The organism is Kitasatospora sp. NPDC041988 (genome assembly GCF_055588525.1).
Map to the genome: position 1 here is coordinate 63,225 of NZ_JBVJCO010000039.1, position 14,967 is coordinate 78,191.

Here is a 14,967-nt window from a genome sequence, read left to right on the forward strand (position 1 = left end):
GGGCCGGCCCTGAGCGGGCCCGGAAAGGCGAAGGGCGGGGCCCCGGGGAGTCCCGGAGCCCCGCCCGAGCGGACTCGGCCGGCTCGGCCGGCCCGACCCGGCTCAGCCCTGACGCGCGGCCAGGAACTCCTCGAAGGTCAGCTCGCCGTCGTGGTTGGTGTCCATCTGCTTGATGATGGCCTCGGCCACCGAGATCGACGTGGTGAGGTCGCCGAGCTCGCGCGCGACCTTGGCGTACTCAACGGCGGTGATCCGGCCGTTGCCGTCCACGTCGTACTTGTCGAACGCCGCGCGGATGGTGTCGACGTCTGCCATGGGTGGGCCCTTCCTGATGAACTGCTGATGTGCGTTTCCGACGGCCGTACCCTACCCGCCGTGGTGAGCGCCACGGCTTCCGGGAGTGGACGGGCTCGGGGGTGGGTGTCGTAGTCTGCGGGTCTGTTCCCGGCCCGGCCGGGGATTGATCGACCACTGATTGTCGTCTGTTCGGGCCCGGGCACCTCTCGGGCGTGCACGTCCTGGGAGGGACCATGCTCGATCTCGTCACCAAGCTGGTGCTGAAACCGCTCGCGCGGGGGATCTGGCGGCCCACCATCGAGGGCTTGGAGAACGTGCCGCGCAAGGGCGGCGTGATCCTGGCCAGCAATCACCTCTCCTTCATCGACAGCGTCGTGATCCCGATGACCGCCCCGCGCCGGGTGCACTTCCTGGCCAAGGCCGAGTACTTCACCGGCACCGGGCTGAAGGGCGCGCTGTCCAAGGGCTTCTTCGAGGCGATCGGCGCGGTACCGGTCGAGCGTGGCACCTACCGCTCGGCGCAGGCCTCGCTGGAGTCGGCGCTGGAGATCCTGGAGGACGGCAAGGCCTTCGGCATCTACCCGGAGGGCACCCGCTCCCTCGACGGCCGCCTCTACCGCGGCAAGACCGGCGTGGCCTGGCTGGCCCTCACCGCGGGCGTCCCCGTGGTCCCGGTGGCGCTGGAGGGGCCGGAGCAGATCCTGCCGGTCGGCAAGCGCGTGCCCCGCGTCCGCAAGGTGACGGTCCGGTTCGGCGAGCCGCTGCACTTCGACGAGCTGCACGGTCAGGCCCGCTCGCTCAAGGCCCGCCGGCAGGTCACCGACGAGGTGATGCGGGCGATCCAGGAGCTCTCCGGCCAGGAGGTCGCGGAGACCTACAACGAGATCCCCAAGGCCGCCTGAGGCGGCTGTGGGGCACCCGAGGCGGCCTCGGGAGGTCTCAGGGGGCCTCAGGGGGCCTCAGGGGCTCCTGACCGGTTTCCCCGGATCCTGCTACACGTGCCCCATCGCTGCGGCCACCGGTGCCTCGCGGCGCAGCAGCGCCGCGTACCGGCCGTCCGCCTCGACCAGTTCGTCGTGGGTGCCCAGCTCGGCCACCTCGCCGCGGTCCAGGACGACGATCTGGTCGGCGGCCCGGACGGTGGACAGCCGGTGGGCGATGGTGATGGTGGTCCGGCCGGCCGCCAGGGTGTCGATGGCCTGCTGGACGGCGTGCTCGGTGCGGTTGTCCAGCGCGCTGGTGGCCTCGTCCAGGATCAGCACCGGCGGGTTGCGCAGGATGGTCCGGGCGAGCGCGAGGCGCTGCTTCTCCCCTCCCGAGAAGCGGTAGCCGCGCTCGCCGACCAGGGTGTCGTAGCCGTCCGGCAGCCCGGCGATGGTGTCGTGGATCTGCGCGGCCCCGGCGGCGGCGACCAGTTCGGCGTCGGTGGCGTCCGGCTTGGCGAAGCGCAGGTTGTCGGCGACCGAGGCGTGGAAGAGGTACGTCTCCTGGGAGACCACGCCGACCGCCCGGGAGAGCGTGTCGAAGGAGAGGTCGCGGACGTCGACGCCGTCGATGGTGACCCGGCCGCCGGTCACGTCGTAGAGGCGGGGGACGAGGTAGCTGAGCGTGGTCTTGCCGGAGCCGGTCTCGCCGACCACGGCGAGTGAGCTGCCGGCCGGCACCTTGAGCTCGACGCCGGAGAGCGTCGGCCGCTCCTGCTCCGGGTCGTAGTGGAAGTCGACGCCCTCGAAGCGCACCTCGCCGCGGAGCTTCTCCAGCGCCACGGGGCGCTCGGGGTCGGCGATCTCCACCGGGAGGTCGAGGTACTCGAAGATGCGGTGGAACAGCGCCAGCGAGGTCTGCACCTGTACGCCGGTGGAGAGCAGGCCGACGGTCGGGCGGAAGAGCCCCTGCTGGAGCGAGACGAAGGCGACCAGGGTGCCGACCGAGACGATCGGCGAGCCGCCGGCCGCGGCCAGCCCGGCCGCCCAGTAGATCACCGCGGGCATCGCGGCCATCACGATCTGGATGGTGTTCATCCGCCAGCGCCCCGCCATGCTGGCGCGCACCTCCAGGTCGGCCAGCTCGTCGGACTGCTCGGTGAACTCCCTGGACAGCGAACCGGAGCGGCCCATCGTGCGGCCCAGCAGGATGCCGCTGACCGAGAGCGACTCCTGCACCGCCGAACTCATCGCGGCGAGCTGCTTCTGCCGCTCGGTGGTGATCTTCTTGCGCTCGTTGCCGACCCGTCGGCTGATCCAGACGAAGAGCGGCAGGAGCAGCAGCGAGACGACGGTGAGCCGCCAGTCCAGCGCGACCATGGCGACCACGGAGGCGATCACGCTGGTGAAGTTGGAGACCAGCGAGGTGGCGGTGGAGGTCACCGTGGACTGCATGCCGCCGATGTCGTTGGCGATCCGGGACTGCACCTCGCCGGTGCGGGTCCGGGTGAAGAACGCCAGCGACATCCGCTGGAGGTGGCTGTAGACGGCGGTGCGCAGATCGTGCATGACGCGCTGGCCGACGGTGGTGGAGATCAGCGTCTGCAGCACGTTGAAGATGCTGTTGACCACGGCGGCGGCGATCATGCCGAGCGCGAGCAGGCTCAGCAGGCCGGTGCGGCCCTGCGGGATGGCGGTGTCCAGCACGGCCCTCAGCAGGAACGGCGATATCACCGAGACCACCGCGGAGGCCGCCACCAGCAGGCCGACCACGGTGAGCCGGCCCGAGTACGGGCGGAACAGCGCAAGGATTCGGCGCCACTGGGTCGGCGGGCGGGGTTCGTCCTCGGCGCGGGCGGGCGGGGTCCATCGGATGCCGTCGGGCCTCAAGGGCGGGCCTCCCTGGGTCGGACGCGCGGGCGCGCGGCGGGCTTGGCGGGTGTCGCGGGGTTCGCCGGTGCCGCGGGTGTCACGGGCACGGCGCTCGCCGCGGGCTTCGCGGGCATGGCGGTCGGGCGGCCGCCAGCATAGCGAGAATAGCTCATAGTTAGCGAAGCTAATAGTGAGGCTCGCCCTATTCCCGATTCCCGTGGATGCCGTGCGACCGCCCGAGGCGCCTGCGCGGAGCCCGTGCCGCCTTCGCGGGGCCCGTCACAGCGGGCCGCCCGCCCGCTGCGAGGCCCCTCCGACGGCTAGTTCGTCCGGTAGGTCCGCGCCGCCTTCGAGGAGACCCCGCCGAGCTTGCCGGACGGCAGCAGGCGGGCGATCGCGACCGCGATCTTGTAGCGCTTGCCCGGGACGGACACCGAGCGGCCGCGGGCCAGGTCACGCATCGCCTCGTCGACCACCCGCTCGGCGGACAGCCAGCCCCACGACGGGATGTTGCCCGTCCCCATGCCGGCCCGCTGGTGGAACTCGGTCCGGGTGAAGCCCGGGCAGAGCGCCATCAACCGCACCCCGGAGCCGCCGAGGTCGCGCTGCACGCCCTGGGTGAAGCTCACCACCCACGACTTGCTGGCGCCGTACGTGCCGCGCGGCAGGAAGGCCGCCACCGAGGCGACGTTGACGATCGCGCCACGCCCCCGCTCGCGCATGCCCGGCAGGGCGGCGGTGGTCAGCCGGAGGATCGCCTCCACGTGCACCTTCAGCATGTCCAGCTCGTCCTGGAGCGGGACGGTCAGGAACGCGCCCTTGTTGCCGAAGCCGGCATTGTTCACCAGGAGGTCCACCGGACGGCCGGCGTCGGCCAGCCGCGCCTCCACGGCGGCGATGCCGTCATCGGTGGCCAGGTCGGCGGTCAGCACCTCGGCGTCGATGCCGTACTTCGCTTGCAGGTCGGCGGCGGAACGCTCCAGCCGCTCGCTGTCCCGGGCCACCAGGACGAGCTGGTAGCCGCTCCGGGCGAGCCGGCGGGCGAACGCGGCTCCGATGCCGGCGGTCGCGCCGGTGATCAAGGCAGTGGTCATGCCCCTGACCGTACCGACTGCGCCCGGTGACGGGTACCGCAATCGGCAACGCGCGCCGACCCGGCCGCCGGGCACCGCACTCCGCCGCCGATGCCGCCCGCCGTGCCCGGCAGCGGGCTTCGCCGCCGGTCACGCAGCGTACTCCGGTGGCACCGGACGGTTCGTACTCGTATCGTCGATAGAGGGGCATCGCCGGACCAGGCGATGAAGATCCTGTCGAGGAGGCACATCTGATGCTTACTCAGTTCACGACCGGAAGGGCTCCGGCGCCGCTCGCGACCCGGGCCGAACTCGACGCGCTCGGCGCGCTGATGGTGGAGGACGAGGCCGTCGTGAGCGACGCGCCCACGTACCGCCCCGAAGCCGCCGGCGTGCTGCTGCTGGGACTCCTCCTGGCACTGTCCCCGAAGCTCCCCAAGGAGAAGACCCGGTAGCCGGTGACGGCACCGGGCCCCTCGCGGAGTCTCGCAACGGACCACCGTCGAGAAGCCCCGGATCAAGGGGCCTCCCTCGTGGCCCCTCCCGTGAGCCTTCGTGAACCCCCCGCCAAGGAGAACCACGCAATCATGCCAACCGCCGATGCCTCGCTCCGCGACGAGTACGCCGCAGCGGTCGAGCGGGTGGCGGGCCGGACCCTCGACGCCCTCCGGGGCGCCGGGGGTGCGGTCGCGCTCGCCGACCCCGGCACCGCCGTCGCACCCCGGCCGCTCCTCGCCGCCGTCCGCGTACTCGGGCCGGACCTGTTCGCCCCGCAGCTGCTCGGCCGCGGGGCACCCGACGAACAGAACGCCCTGCTCCTGGCGCAGGCCCACGACACCTTTCCGCGACCCTACGCACCCGGGGGCGAAGGCGACCCGGACGGGCCCGCGCTGGTCGCCGCCTGGCGGGACTGGGCCACCGCGACACTGCTGACCCGGACCCTGCGCGCCGTCACCGCACCCGGCCTGAGTGAACTCGCCGGGGCCGCCCTGGCCGCCCCGCAGCCCGATCACGCCCCACAACCAGAGCCGTACGCCTGGCAGGCCTGGTCGGTCCGCATGGCCCAGCTCTCCGCGCTCGCCCTGCCCGGCCTGGACGGGCCGGTGCACCAGCTCGCCCGAGAGCACACCCTGGCGCTCGCCCGTGGCACCGTCCGCTCGATGCTGCGGCGCGACCATCGGGTGGCCGCCCGGCTCGCCCGCTGGCTCGCCTGGTCACAGGCCGGAGGAACGGCGCTGCCGCTGGAGATCGAGCCGGTACTGGAACGGATCCGGGCCGTCGGCGACGGCAGCGCTCGAACCGGCCTCGAACTCGCGGTGGCGGAACATCTGTTGAGCGGAGAGACGGCATGACGAACACCCGGCTGCTGACCACCGCCCAACACGTCGGCTCACGTGCCATGGCCTGGCTGCACACCTGCCACGAACGCGGCTTCGGCCGGCTCCCCGACGACATCACCATCGACCTCGCCGACCCCAACAGCTCCTACAAGCCGCTCGGCGAATGCGCGTTGGCCGCCTCGGTGGTCCTGCGCGACGGCGTCACCGGGCCGGCCGACGCCCAGATCGCCCGCGAGCTGCTGGAATTCGCCTGGTCCCAGTTCCGGGACGGAAATCTGCTGTACGAGCGGCAACTGCGCTATCCCCTGCTGAGCGACCCGCTGGAGACGTACTCCCACTTCGCGCGGGCCGGGTTCCGGCACCCCGCCATGGACGAGCTCCTCGAATCGCTGACCCGGCTGCGCGCCGTGCACGCCGCCGAACTCCTGCCCAACCGCCGACTCGCCCTCGCCAACGCCCGCCGGGTGGTGGGCCTCAAGCACCAGCCCGACTGGAGCGCCCTCACGGCCGGCACCTGGCTCGGCGCCACCCCCGAACCGTGGGCGCTGGACTGGATGACCGGCTACGACATCACCCACACCGTCTTCCACCTCACCGACTGGGGCGCCCGCCCCGAAGGCCTGCCCGAACCGCTGCGCGACTACGTACACAACTGGCTGCCCGCCTGGGTGGACATCTGGCTGGAAGTCGGCCAGTGGGACCTCGTCGGCGAACTGGTGGCAGTGGACTCCTGCATCGGCGAGCCGGTCACCGGCACCCAGGGCTGGGAGGCACTGGCCGCCGTCCAACGCGAGGACGGTCTCATCCCGCGCGACAACTCCGAACCGGTGGCCGAGGATCCGGCCCAGGCCTTCCAGGACAACGAACACACCGCCGTAGTCGCGGTGGTGGCCGGCACCGTCACCCTCTCCCGCGCCCTCGGCGGCGCGATCGTGGCGGCCTAGGTGGAACGACCCTTCGGAGAAGCCGAGTCGGCCCGGCTCGTCCGGGCCGCCGCGCCGCACGCCACCGCCGTCACCCTGGCGGTCGCGGCCGGTGACCGCCAGGCCGTCCGCTGCCACGGACGGCTCGGCCGGGACAGTACCGCGCCCTGCACTCCGGACACCGTCTTCGAACTGGGCTCCGTCACCAAGACGTTCACCGCTCTGCTGCTCGCCGCCATGGCCGCGCGCGGCGAACTCGCCCTGGACGACCCGGTGGAGCGCCACCTCCCCAGCCGCTGGCGGCCTGCCTCCGTCCGCTCCGGCGCACCGATCCGGCTGCTGCACCTTGCCACCCACACCTCCGGGCTCCCCCACCTGCCGCCCGGGCTGCTGGCCGGCGCCCTCCCCACCTACTTCAGTAACCCGTACGCCTCCTTCGGCGACGAGCAGTTGAGGGTGGGGCTGACGCGAACCACCGTGCACCACCGTCCCGGTGCGCACTTCGCCTACTCCAACTACGGCGTCGGGCTGCTCGGCCGACTGCTCGCCGAAGCCGGCTCCACCACGTACGCCGAGCTGCTGGCAGACCGCGTCTGCCGCCCGCTCGGCCTGCGCTCCGCCACCACCGGCCCCGACACCCCCGGCCGCGCCGTCGGCCACCGCCGTGGCCGTCCACTGCCGCCCTGGCACATCCCCGGCCTGCCGGGCGCCGGCGCCGTCCGCGCGAGCGGCACAGATCTGCTGCGCTACCTCCGGGCCCATCTCGCGCCGGCGGGAGAGCTGGACGCCGCCCTGCGCGACGTCCAACGGCCCCGGCTGCGCCTGCCGCGCTCGGCGGACCAGCTCGCCCTGGCCTGGAACCACCGCCGGATCGCCGGCCGCGACCTCCTCTTCCACTCCGGCGCCACCCGCGGCTTCACCGCCTTCGCCGGCTTCTGCCCGCAGTCCGCCACCGCGGTCGCCGCCCTCGCCAACTGCGGCCCCGCCCTGGACGGTCGCTTCGTCCAGGGCGGGTACGAGGTGCTGAAGGAGTTGTCGCGCGGGCAGGGCTGAGAGCCGTTCGCCGCGCGCGGGGGCGCAGGGCGGCGGGCCCTGGCCCACCCGTGCCGCCGGTCGTTCAGCGCTTCGTCGTTCAGCGCTTTCGTCGTTCAGTGCTTCGTCGTTCAGCGCTGCGTGGTTCAGTGCTTCCCGGGGCGGGCGGCGCTGTCGGCCGCTCCGCCGGCGCCGACCGGGCGCAGGCGGGTGGCGGCGGTGGCGGCCAGCTGAGGGGCGAGCCTGGCGATGTCGCGGGAGCCGACGGCGGCGATCACCAGCGGCAGGATCGCACGGACCGGCTGCATGCCGCGCAGCCAGGCCTGGGCGTAGACGTGGGCGGAGCGGCGGGCGATGCCGGCGACCAGGCGGTCCACGGCCGGGCCGAGCGGGTAGGTCTTGTTGGCGGGCCAGGGCAGGCGGGAGCGCATCTGCTTGAGGACGGCGTCCTGGTCCGCGCCGCGCACCATGTCGGTGTCGGTCCAGCTCAGGTAGCCGACGCCGACCTTGACGCCCTGGTGCGCGACCTCGGCGCGGATCGAGTGGGCGAAGGCCTCGACACCGGACTTACTCGCGCAGTACGCGCTCATCAGCGGGGCGGGGGTGAGCGCGGCGAGCGAGGCGATCTGGAGCAGGTAGCCGCGGCTCTCGGCGAGGGCCGGCAGGAAGGCGCGGGCCGTGGCGACACTGCCGAGCAGGTTGACCTCGATCACCCGGCTGAACGCCTTGTGGTCGCTGTCCAGCAGCGGACCGCCGATGGCGATGCCCGCGTTGGCGACGACGGCGTCGATCCGGCCGTAGTGCTCCTTGATCAGCCGGGCGGTCTCGGTGAGCGCCTCGACGTCGGTGACGTCGGCCTCCCAGGCGGTGGCGGAGGGGCCGCAGAGCGCGGCGACGGCCTTGAGCTCGGCCGGCTCCAGGCCGAGCAGCGCGACCTTGGCGCCCTGCGCGGTGAGCTTGCGGGCGAGGGCGGCGCCCACGCCGCGCGCGGCACCCGTGACGACGACAACCTGTGCGGACAGTGGCGGGACGACGCTCATGCGGTCAGGCTCCTCTGCGGGCTGGGGAGTCGGGTCGCCGCCAGGTGGGCGGCGGCCATGCGGTCGATCTCGGCGGCGACCTCGGCGGGCCGCTCCAGCGGCGCCATGTGGCCGACGCCGGGCAGCAGGAGCAGGCCCTGCGGGTCGGGCAGTGCGGCGACCATCCGGTGGGCGTGCACCGGCGGGGTCAGGCGGTCGTCGGTGCCGACCACCACGGCGGTCGGCGAGGCGAGCCTCACCAGCCCGGCCCGGACGTCGAGGGCGTCCAGCACTCCGGCCCACGCGGCCCGGACGGCGGTCGGGCAGGCGTGCACGATCCGGGCCGTCGCCTCGACCCGGTCGGCCGGCGAACCCGGCGCCATCGTGCCGTACTTGAGGGCGGCGCGGCTCACCGGGCCGACCGGTCCGAGCGGAAGCCGGGAGCGCAGCACCTGGCGGTGCAGGAGGCGCCGCAGCCGCGGGGCGCGCACCGCGTCGGGCAGCACCCGCAGTTCGGCGACGAGGTCGGACGGGCCGGTGGAGACCAGCACTGCGGCGGCCGTCCGCTCGGCGACCTCGGGCCGCCCGCCGGCGGCCATGATGGTCATGCCGCCCATGCTGTGGCCGACGAGGACGGCGCGTTCTCCTGCCGGGACGGTCCGGGTGAGCACCGCGGAGAGGTCCTCGGCGAGCGCGCGGGTGGAGTAGCGGAGCCGACTGGGCGGGACCTCGCTGCGACCGTGGCCGCGCTGGTCGTACGCCACTACCCGGTAACGGTCGGCGAGTTGGCGGATCACCGGCGCCCAGAAGGCCGTCGAGCAGGTCCAGCCGTGGGCGAGCACGACGGTCGGGGCGGCCGGCTGCCCGTGGACCTCGACGTGCAGCCGGATGCCGTCGACGGATCGGACGTCCAACTCCTCGACGGGGGTGGGCGGAACGCAGTCGGCGGGGATCGCGCGGCTCATGCCACGACCTCCTCGACCGCGGCCGCCCGGGCCGCCGGCACGGTGCGCATGATCAGCTCGTACTCGCCGAGGTCGACCTTGCGGGTGGCGCGGCGGAACGAGGTGGTCGAGCCGGGCCAGAGCACGGTGTTCCTGCCGCTCGGGTCGAGGTACCAGCTGCGGCAGCCGCCGGTGGTCCAGACGGTGCGGTCCATCCGGTGCTGGAGTTCGAGGTTCCAGTGCCGCTGGGCGCGTTCGGTGGGCTGCATCGCGGTGGCGCCGATCGAGCCGAGCGTGGTGAGCGCGTCGATCAGGTAGTTCAGCTGGGACTCGATCATCAGGATCATCGAGCTGTTGCCGAGACCGGTGTTGGGGCCGATGACGAAGAAGAGGTTGGGGAACCCTCGGACGGTGGAGCCGCGCAGCGCCTCCATGCCGTCCTTCCAGTGCTCCGCCAGGCTGGTGCCGTCGACCCCGAACACCCGGGCGCCGATGGGCATGTCGGTGACGTGGAAGCCGGTGCCGAAGACGATCGCGTCCACCTCGTGCTCGCTGCCGTCGGCCGCGACCAGGGTCGAGCCGCGCACCTCGCGCAGGCCGGAGGCGACCACCTCGGTGTTGGCGGCGGCGAGCGCCGGGTAGTAGGTGTTGCTGAGCAGGATGCGCTTGCACCCGATCCGGTAGTCCGGGGTGAGCTTGGCGCGCAGCGCCGGGTCGGCGACGCCCTGGGCGATGTGCCGTTCGGCGAGCTGCTGGACCACCTTCAGCAGGCCGGGGCGGCGGACGAAGGCATCCACCTGGAGCTCGCGGAGAGCGAACAGGGCGCCGCGGCGGAGCTTGGCGGTGACGGGCAGCCGGCCGTGCAGCCACTTCTCGATCTCGGTGATCTCGCGGTCGCGGCGCGGCAGCACCCAGGCGGGCGTGCGCTGGAAGACCGTCAGCCTGCCGACCTGCGGCTGGATCGAGGGGATGATCTGGGCGGCGGAGGCACCGGTGCCGACCATCGCGACCCGCTTGCCGGCGAGTTGGTAGTCGTGGTCCCAGCGGGAGGAGTGGAACACCTTGCCGGGGAAGGCGTCGAGGCCCGGCAGGTCGGGGATCTGCGGGTCGGCGAGGGGCCCGGCGGCGGAGACGACGGCGTCGGCGGTCCACTCGCCGGCCGTGGTGGTGATCCGCCAGCGGGTGTGCTCCGCCTCCCAGCGGGCCTCGGTGACCTCGGTGCCGAAGCGCAGGTGGGGGTGGAGGCCGAAGACCTCGGCGACCTTCTCCAGGTAGGCGCGGATGTCGGGCTGGCCGGAGAAGCTGCGCGGCCAGTCGGGGTTGGGCGCGAAGGAGAAGGAGTAGAGGTGGGAGGGGACGTCGCAGGCGCAGCCGGGGTAGCTGTTGTCCCGCCAGGTGCCACCGACCGAGTCGGCCCGCTCCAGGATCACGAAGTCGGTGATGCCGGCGCGGCGCAGCCGGACACCGGCGCCGAGGCCGCCGAAGCCGGAGCCGATGACCGCCACCCGGACGTGGGGGACGGGCCGGGCGGCCTCGGCCCGGGCTTCCTGGCCGGACGTGCCGGGGCGGGGGCGCTTGGTCGTGGATGCCATGCGGCGTCCTCCTGGGGGTGGGGGCCTGAGGTGCGCACTGCCGCGACGCGCCGCCTTCATGGTGCCGTGGTGCCGTCGCGATAACCATGCCAGCAATCACTGGCATGATTGGCAGATTAGCTCGTGGCGCCGGCGGAGGGAAGGAGTCCGACCGCCTCGCTTCGACAATCACCCGTCCTATGCTGAGCGCCGTGGACAAGCCCAGAGCAGCTGCGGACGACAGAAAACGCGAGTACCGGGTGGAGGAACTGGCCGAAGCGGCCGGCATCACCACCCGCACCCTGCGCTTCTACCGTGAGCGCAAGCTGCTCCAGCCGCCGCGCCGGGAGGGCCGGATCGCCTGGTACGGCGAAGCCCATCTCGCCCGCCTGCGGGTGATCGCCGAACTGCTGGAACGCGGCCACACCCTGGGCGGGATCGCCGAGCTGATCGGCGCCGGCGAGAGCGGCCGGGACGTCGCCGAGCTGATCGGGCTGGAGGCCGCGATCGTCGCACCCTGGTCCGACGAGACCCCCGCCCACCTCGACTGGGCCGAGCTGACGGCCACCTTCGGCGGCCAGCTCACCGAGGAGACCACCGCCGAGGCAATCGCCCAGGGCTACATCACGGTGGAGGAGGACGGGATCACCCACGTCAGCCGCCGGCTGATGGACGCGACCACGGCACTGGTCGCCGAGGGCGTGCCGCTCTCGGTCGTCCTGGAGGCCAGCCGTCGCACCCAGGAGCACGTGGACGCGATCGCGGAGATCTTCACCGCGCTGGTCCGCGACCAGATCCTCGGCGCGCTCGCCGCCGACGCCCCGCTGCCGCCCGGCGAGGCCGCCCGCCTGACGGAGCAGATCCTGCGGGTGCGCCCGCTCGCCCGGACGGTCACCGACGCCCAGTTCGCCCTGGCGATGGACCGGCGGGTGCAGGCCGAGTACGACGAGCTGCGGCGGCAGCGGCTGGAGTGCCGGGAGGACGGGGTGGACGGGTCGGGTGAGTCAGACGGGGCGGACGGAGTGGACGGCGAGACGGCGGGCGACTGACAGGCGTGGCAGCGCCCGCCGCCGGGCAGGGATCGGAGCGCCTCGCCGCCCCGGAACGGAGTCGCCCGATGTCCCCTGCCCCGCCCGCCGATCTCCCTCCCGCCCTCACCCGCCGCAGCCTGCTCGCCGTTGCCTCCGCCCTCGCACTCGCCGCCTGCGGGTCGAACGGCTCCAGCGGCTCCGGCGGCTCCGGCAGCTCCAGCGGCTCCGGCGGCTCCGGCGGCTCGAACGGCTCCGGTAACGCGACCAGCGGCCCCACCGCCGCACCGGTCGCCACCGGCACCCGCACCGTCCGGCACGCGCGCGGCGAGAGCACCGTGCCCGCGCGCGCCACCCGCGTCGTCGTACTCGACACCGACGCGCTGGACTCCGCCGTCACCCTCGGCCTCACCCCGGTCGGCGCCACCGCCGTCGCCGAGGGCGCGCCGCTCTCCGGGTACCTGCCGGCCGCACAGCTCGCCGGGATCAAGAGGGTCGGCACGATCGGCCAGCCCAGCCTGGAGGCCGTCGCCGCGCTGAAGCCGGACCTCATCCTGAGCAACCAGGTGCGCGACGACAAGCGGTACGACGAACTCTCCAAGATCGCGCCGACCGTGCTGACCAAGACCACCGGGCCCGCCTGGAAGGAGAACGCCCGGCTGCACGCCGAGGCGCTCGGCCGCCAGAGCGAGGCCGCGGCGGCCGAGGCGGCGTACCGGGCCAAGGCGGCGGAGCTGGTCGCCGCGCTCGGCGGGCCGGAGAAGGCGGCGGCCACCAAGGTGGAGATGGCCCGCTTCCTGGCGGGCGCGCCCACCCGGCTCTACCTGAACGACACCTTCGTCGGCTCGGTCTTCAAGGACCTCGGCCTCGGCCGGCCCGCCAACCAGGACAAGCCCGGCTTCTCGATGGAGATCAGCCCCGAGCAGGTCGACCAGGCGGCCGCGGACGTCATCTTCTACTCGGTCTACGGCGACGCGGCCAAGTCCGACCGGGCGAAGATCATGGAGGGCTCGCTCTGGAAGAACCTGGACGCGGTGCGCGGCGGCCGGGTCTTCCCGGTGGACGACGGCCTCTGGATGCTGGGCATCGGATACACCGGCGCTGGCCTGATCCTGGACCAGATCCGGAAGAACCTCACCGGCTGAAACGGCCCCGCGGCGGCTCCGTTGGCCGGTCCTCCAACATGATCGAGGACCCGGCGCCGACTGCGCTGGGTGATCGCACGGTTACCTGGAGGATCGTCCGAGCCGTACGGTCGGAGCTCACCCGCGGCTCGCACACTCACCAGGCCGGGCCGGTGGTGGGAGGCGGGCGCCCACCCCGGCTCCGTGTGGGGGCTCAGAAGAATGTCCGTGGTCACGAGGTTCCGTTCAGCGGCGCAGCTGACGGGTGGTGGGGTGCTGGTCTGGTCGCTGCTGGGCCGGCTGCCGAACGCGATGTGCCCGATCGGCACGCTGCTGCTGGTCACCCGGAACACCGACAGCGTCTGGCGCGGTTCGGTGGTCGCCGGGGCGCTGGCCGTCGGGCAGGCGGTCGGCGGTCCGCTGGTCGGCCGGCTCGCGGACCGGCGCGGCCAGCGTACGGTCGGGCTGGTCGCGGCGGCCGTCAACGCGGTGGCGATCGTCGCCCTGGTCGCGGCCTCCGAGGCCGGGCTCCCCCTTGCCTGGCAGATCGCATCGGCCGCGCTGATCGGCCTGTCTGTCCCGCTGGTGGGCCCGCTGTCACGCAGCCGCTGGGTCCGACTGGCCGACGGGGACACCGAGTTGACGTCCTCGATGCTGTCGCTGGACGGCATCGTGGACGAGGTCAGCTTCACCACCGGCCCCGCCCTGGTCGGCCTGCTCGCCACGCTGGTCTCCCCCGCCGCCGGCCTGCTGACGGCGGCCGCGCTGGTCGGCGTCTGCGCGACCCTCTTCGCGCTGCACCCGACCGCGACCCAGGGGGCCGTCGGCACCGGCGCCCACGTCCGTTCCTCCGAGCGGCTGATGAGCGCGCCCTACGTCCTGCTGCTGGCCGGGATGGCGTTGCTGGGTGCCTGCTTCGGCTCGGTGCAGGTCGGGGTGACGGCCACCACCGACGCCCTCGGGCAGCCGGGCGCGGCCGGACTGCTCTACGGCTTCATGGGCTTCACCAGCGCCTTCGCGGGCATCGCCACCGCCGCCCTGCCCACCCGCTGGGAGCTGCCGCTGCGCCTGCGGGTGGGGACCGTCCTGCTCTGCTCCGCCTCCGTCCTGCTCCTGTTCTCCGGCGGCAGCGTGGCCGCCCTGGCCGCCGCGATCGGGTGCCTGGGTGTGGCGGTCGCGCCGCAGATGATCACCATGTTCGGGCTGGTGGAGCGGACGGTGCCGACCGCCCGGCTGGGCGAGGCGATGGCGGCGCTGGTCAGCGCGATCATCCTGGCCCAGTCGGCGGGGACGTTCCTCGGCGGCTGGGCGGCCGACCACATCGGGCCCACCGCGCCGTTCCGGATCACGGTCGCCGCCGCGGCGGCCGCCCTGCTGCTCGCCGCGTTCACCGCCACCGACCGCCGCTACCGCCGCCGGGACGACCTGGCGTCGGACGTTCCGTCGGACACTCCGTCGGGCGTCCCGTCAGGCATCCTGCCGGACATCCCCTCGGACGTTCCGGCGGACGTTCCGGCGGGCATCCCGGCGGGCGGTGGCGGGGGCGCCGCGACGGGAGACGGCCCGATACCCAAGAACCTCCCAAGCACAGGCAAAGGTTCCCTGAAGGAAATGGAGCCGACGCACCGTCCGCGTGAAGAAGACGAGGAGCCCGTGCAGCCATCGCGGGCGTAACACCCCGGCCTCCGACACACGTTAGGCTCAGCCACCGATGTCCGCGCCGCACCACACGGCCCGGGCATCGAGCCATTCGGACACACCGGCGGACGCACCGGCGGGCGTTCCGAGGAACGTAGCGGCGGACGTACCGGACGACGTGAA

General features: G+C 73.3%; 14 protein-coding genes. 8 read left to right on the forward strand and 6 right to left on the reverse strand.

Annotation, left to right across the window (positions count from 1 at the left end; all coding sequences use genetic code 11):
- Nucleotides 1-102 precede the first annotated feature (102 nt).
- The gene (locus tag ACZ6NC_RS31150; RefSeq protein WP_396319900.1) at nucleotides 103-315 is read right to left on the reverse strand and encodes an EF-hand domain-containing protein; all 213 of its coding nucleotides are present in this window, start codon (nucleotides 313-315) and stop codon (nucleotides 103-105) included.
- A gap of 215 nt (nucleotides 316-530) precedes the next feature.
- On the opposite strand from ACZ6NC_RS31150, the gene ACZ6NC_RS31155 reads away from it, so the two are divergent.
- Entirely contained in the window at nucleotides 531-1,199 is a 669-nt protein-coding gene (locus ACZ6NC_RS31155) for a lysophospholipid acyltransferase family protein (RefSeq protein WP_465737189.1), read from the forward strand.
- A 90-nt stretch (nucleotides 1,200-1,289) separates the two neighbouring features.
- Here the strand turns inward: ACZ6NC_RS31155 and ACZ6NC_RS31160 are convergent, their stop codons facing one another.
- Both ACZ6NC_RS31160 and ACZ6NC_RS31165 read right to left on the reverse strand, forming a co-directional pair.
- The gene (locus ACZ6NC_RS31160) at nucleotides 1,290-3,110 is read right to left on the reverse strand and encodes an ABC transporter ATP-binding protein (RefSeq protein ID WP_465737190.1); all 1,821 of its coding nucleotides are present in this window, start codon (nucleotides 3,108-3,110) and stop codon (nucleotides 1,290-1,292) included.
- A 302-nt stretch (nucleotides 3,111-3,412) separates the two neighbouring features.
- The gene (locus ACZ6NC_RS31165) at nucleotides 3,413-4,186 is read right to left on the reverse strand and encodes an SDR family NAD(P)-dependent oxidoreductase (protein WP_465737191.1); all 774 of its coding nucleotides are present in this window, start codon (nucleotides 4,184-4,186) and stop codon (nucleotides 3,413-3,415) included.
- 233 nt (nucleotides 4,187-4,419) lie between these two features.
- On the opposite strand from ACZ6NC_RS31165, the gene ACZ6NC_RS31170 reads away from it, so the two are divergent.
- From ACZ6NC_RS31170 to ACZ6NC_RS31185, 4 genes are all read left to right on the forward strand, one after another.
- Nucleotides 4,420-4,620, forward strand: coding sequence for a hypothetical protein (locus tag ACZ6NC_RS31170; RefSeq protein WP_465737192.1), 201 nt, complete (start codon nucleotides 4,420-4,422; stop codon nucleotides 4,618-4,620).
- Nucleotides 4,621-4,752: 132 nt separating this feature from the next.
- On the forward strand, nucleotides 4,753-5,517 hold the full coding sequence (locus tag ACZ6NC_RS31175; protein ID WP_465737193.1) for a hypothetical protein: 765 nt from the start codon (nucleotides 4,753-4,755) through the stop codon (nucleotides 5,515-5,517).
- On the forward strand, nucleotides 5,514-6,449 hold the full coding sequence (locus ACZ6NC_RS31180) for a DUF6895 family protein (RefSeq protein ID WP_465737194.1): 936 nt from the start codon (nucleotides 5,514-5,516) through the stop codon (nucleotides 6,447-6,449). The genes ACZ6NC_RS31175 and ACZ6NC_RS31180 overlap by 4 nt, the downstream gene beginning before the upstream one ends.
- The gene (locus ACZ6NC_RS31185) at nucleotides 6,450-7,481 is read left to right on the forward strand and encodes a serine hydrolase domain-containing protein (RefSeq protein ID WP_465737195.1); all 1,032 of its coding nucleotides are present in this window, start codon (nucleotides 6,450-6,452) and stop codon (nucleotides 7,479-7,481) included. It abuts the gene before it with no gap.
- Between the two features lie 125 nt (nucleotides 7,482-7,606).
- Here ACZ6NC_RS31185 and ACZ6NC_RS31190 read toward each other — a convergent pair whose 3' ends face one another.
- From ACZ6NC_RS31190 to ACZ6NC_RS31200, 3 genes are read right to left on the reverse strand one after another with little or no spacing between them, the layout of a single operon-like run.
- Complete coding sequence (locus ACZ6NC_RS31190) at nucleotides 7,607-8,500, reverse strand: SDR family oxidoreductase (protein ID WP_465737196.1); 894 nt, start codon at nucleotides 8,498-8,500, stop codon at nucleotides 7,607-7,609.
- Nucleotides 8,497-9,444 carry an alpha/beta fold hydrolase gene (locus ACZ6NC_RS31195; protein WP_465737197.1) on the reverse strand — a complete coding sequence of 316 codons (948 nt, stop codon included), beginning with the start codon at nucleotides 9,442-9,444 and terminating at the stop codon, nucleotides 8,497-8,499. The genes ACZ6NC_RS31190 and ACZ6NC_RS31195 overlap by 4 nt, the downstream gene beginning before the upstream one ends.
- The gene (locus ACZ6NC_RS31200) at nucleotides 9,441-11,015 is read right to left on the reverse strand and encodes a flavin-containing monooxygenase (RefSeq protein WP_465737198.1); all 1,575 of its coding nucleotides are present in this window, start codon (nucleotides 11,013-11,015) and stop codon (nucleotides 9,441-9,443) included. The genes ACZ6NC_RS31195 and ACZ6NC_RS31200 overlap by 4 nt, the downstream gene beginning before the upstream one ends.
- Before the next feature lie 179 nt (nucleotides 11,016-11,194).
- On the opposite strand from ACZ6NC_RS31200, the gene ACZ6NC_RS31205 reads away from it, so the two are divergent.
- The 3 genes from ACZ6NC_RS31205 to ACZ6NC_RS31215 all read left to right on the forward strand — a co-directional run bounded on the left by ACZ6NC_RS31205 (nucleotide 11,195) and on the right by ACZ6NC_RS31215 (nucleotide 14,820).
- Complete coding sequence (locus tag ACZ6NC_RS31205) at nucleotides 11,195-12,043, forward strand: MerR family transcriptional regulator (RefSeq protein ID WP_465737199.1); 849 nt, start codon at nucleotides 11,195-11,197, stop codon at nucleotides 12,041-12,043.
- A 68-nt stretch (nucleotides 12,044-12,111) separates the two neighbouring features.
- Nucleotides 12,112-13,167 carry an ABC transporter substrate-binding protein gene (locus tag ACZ6NC_RS31210; protein WP_465737200.1) on the forward strand — a complete coding sequence of 352 codons (1,056 nt, stop codon included), beginning with the start codon at nucleotides 12,112-12,114 and terminating at the stop codon, nucleotides 13,165-13,167.
- 207 nt (nucleotides 13,168-13,374) lie between these two features.
- Nucleotides 13,375-14,820, forward strand: coding sequence for an MFS transporter (locus ACZ6NC_RS31215; RefSeq protein WP_465737201.1), 1,446 nt, complete (start codon nucleotides 13,375-13,377; stop codon nucleotides 14,818-14,820).
- Nucleotides 14,821-14,967: the final 147 nt, after the last annotated feature.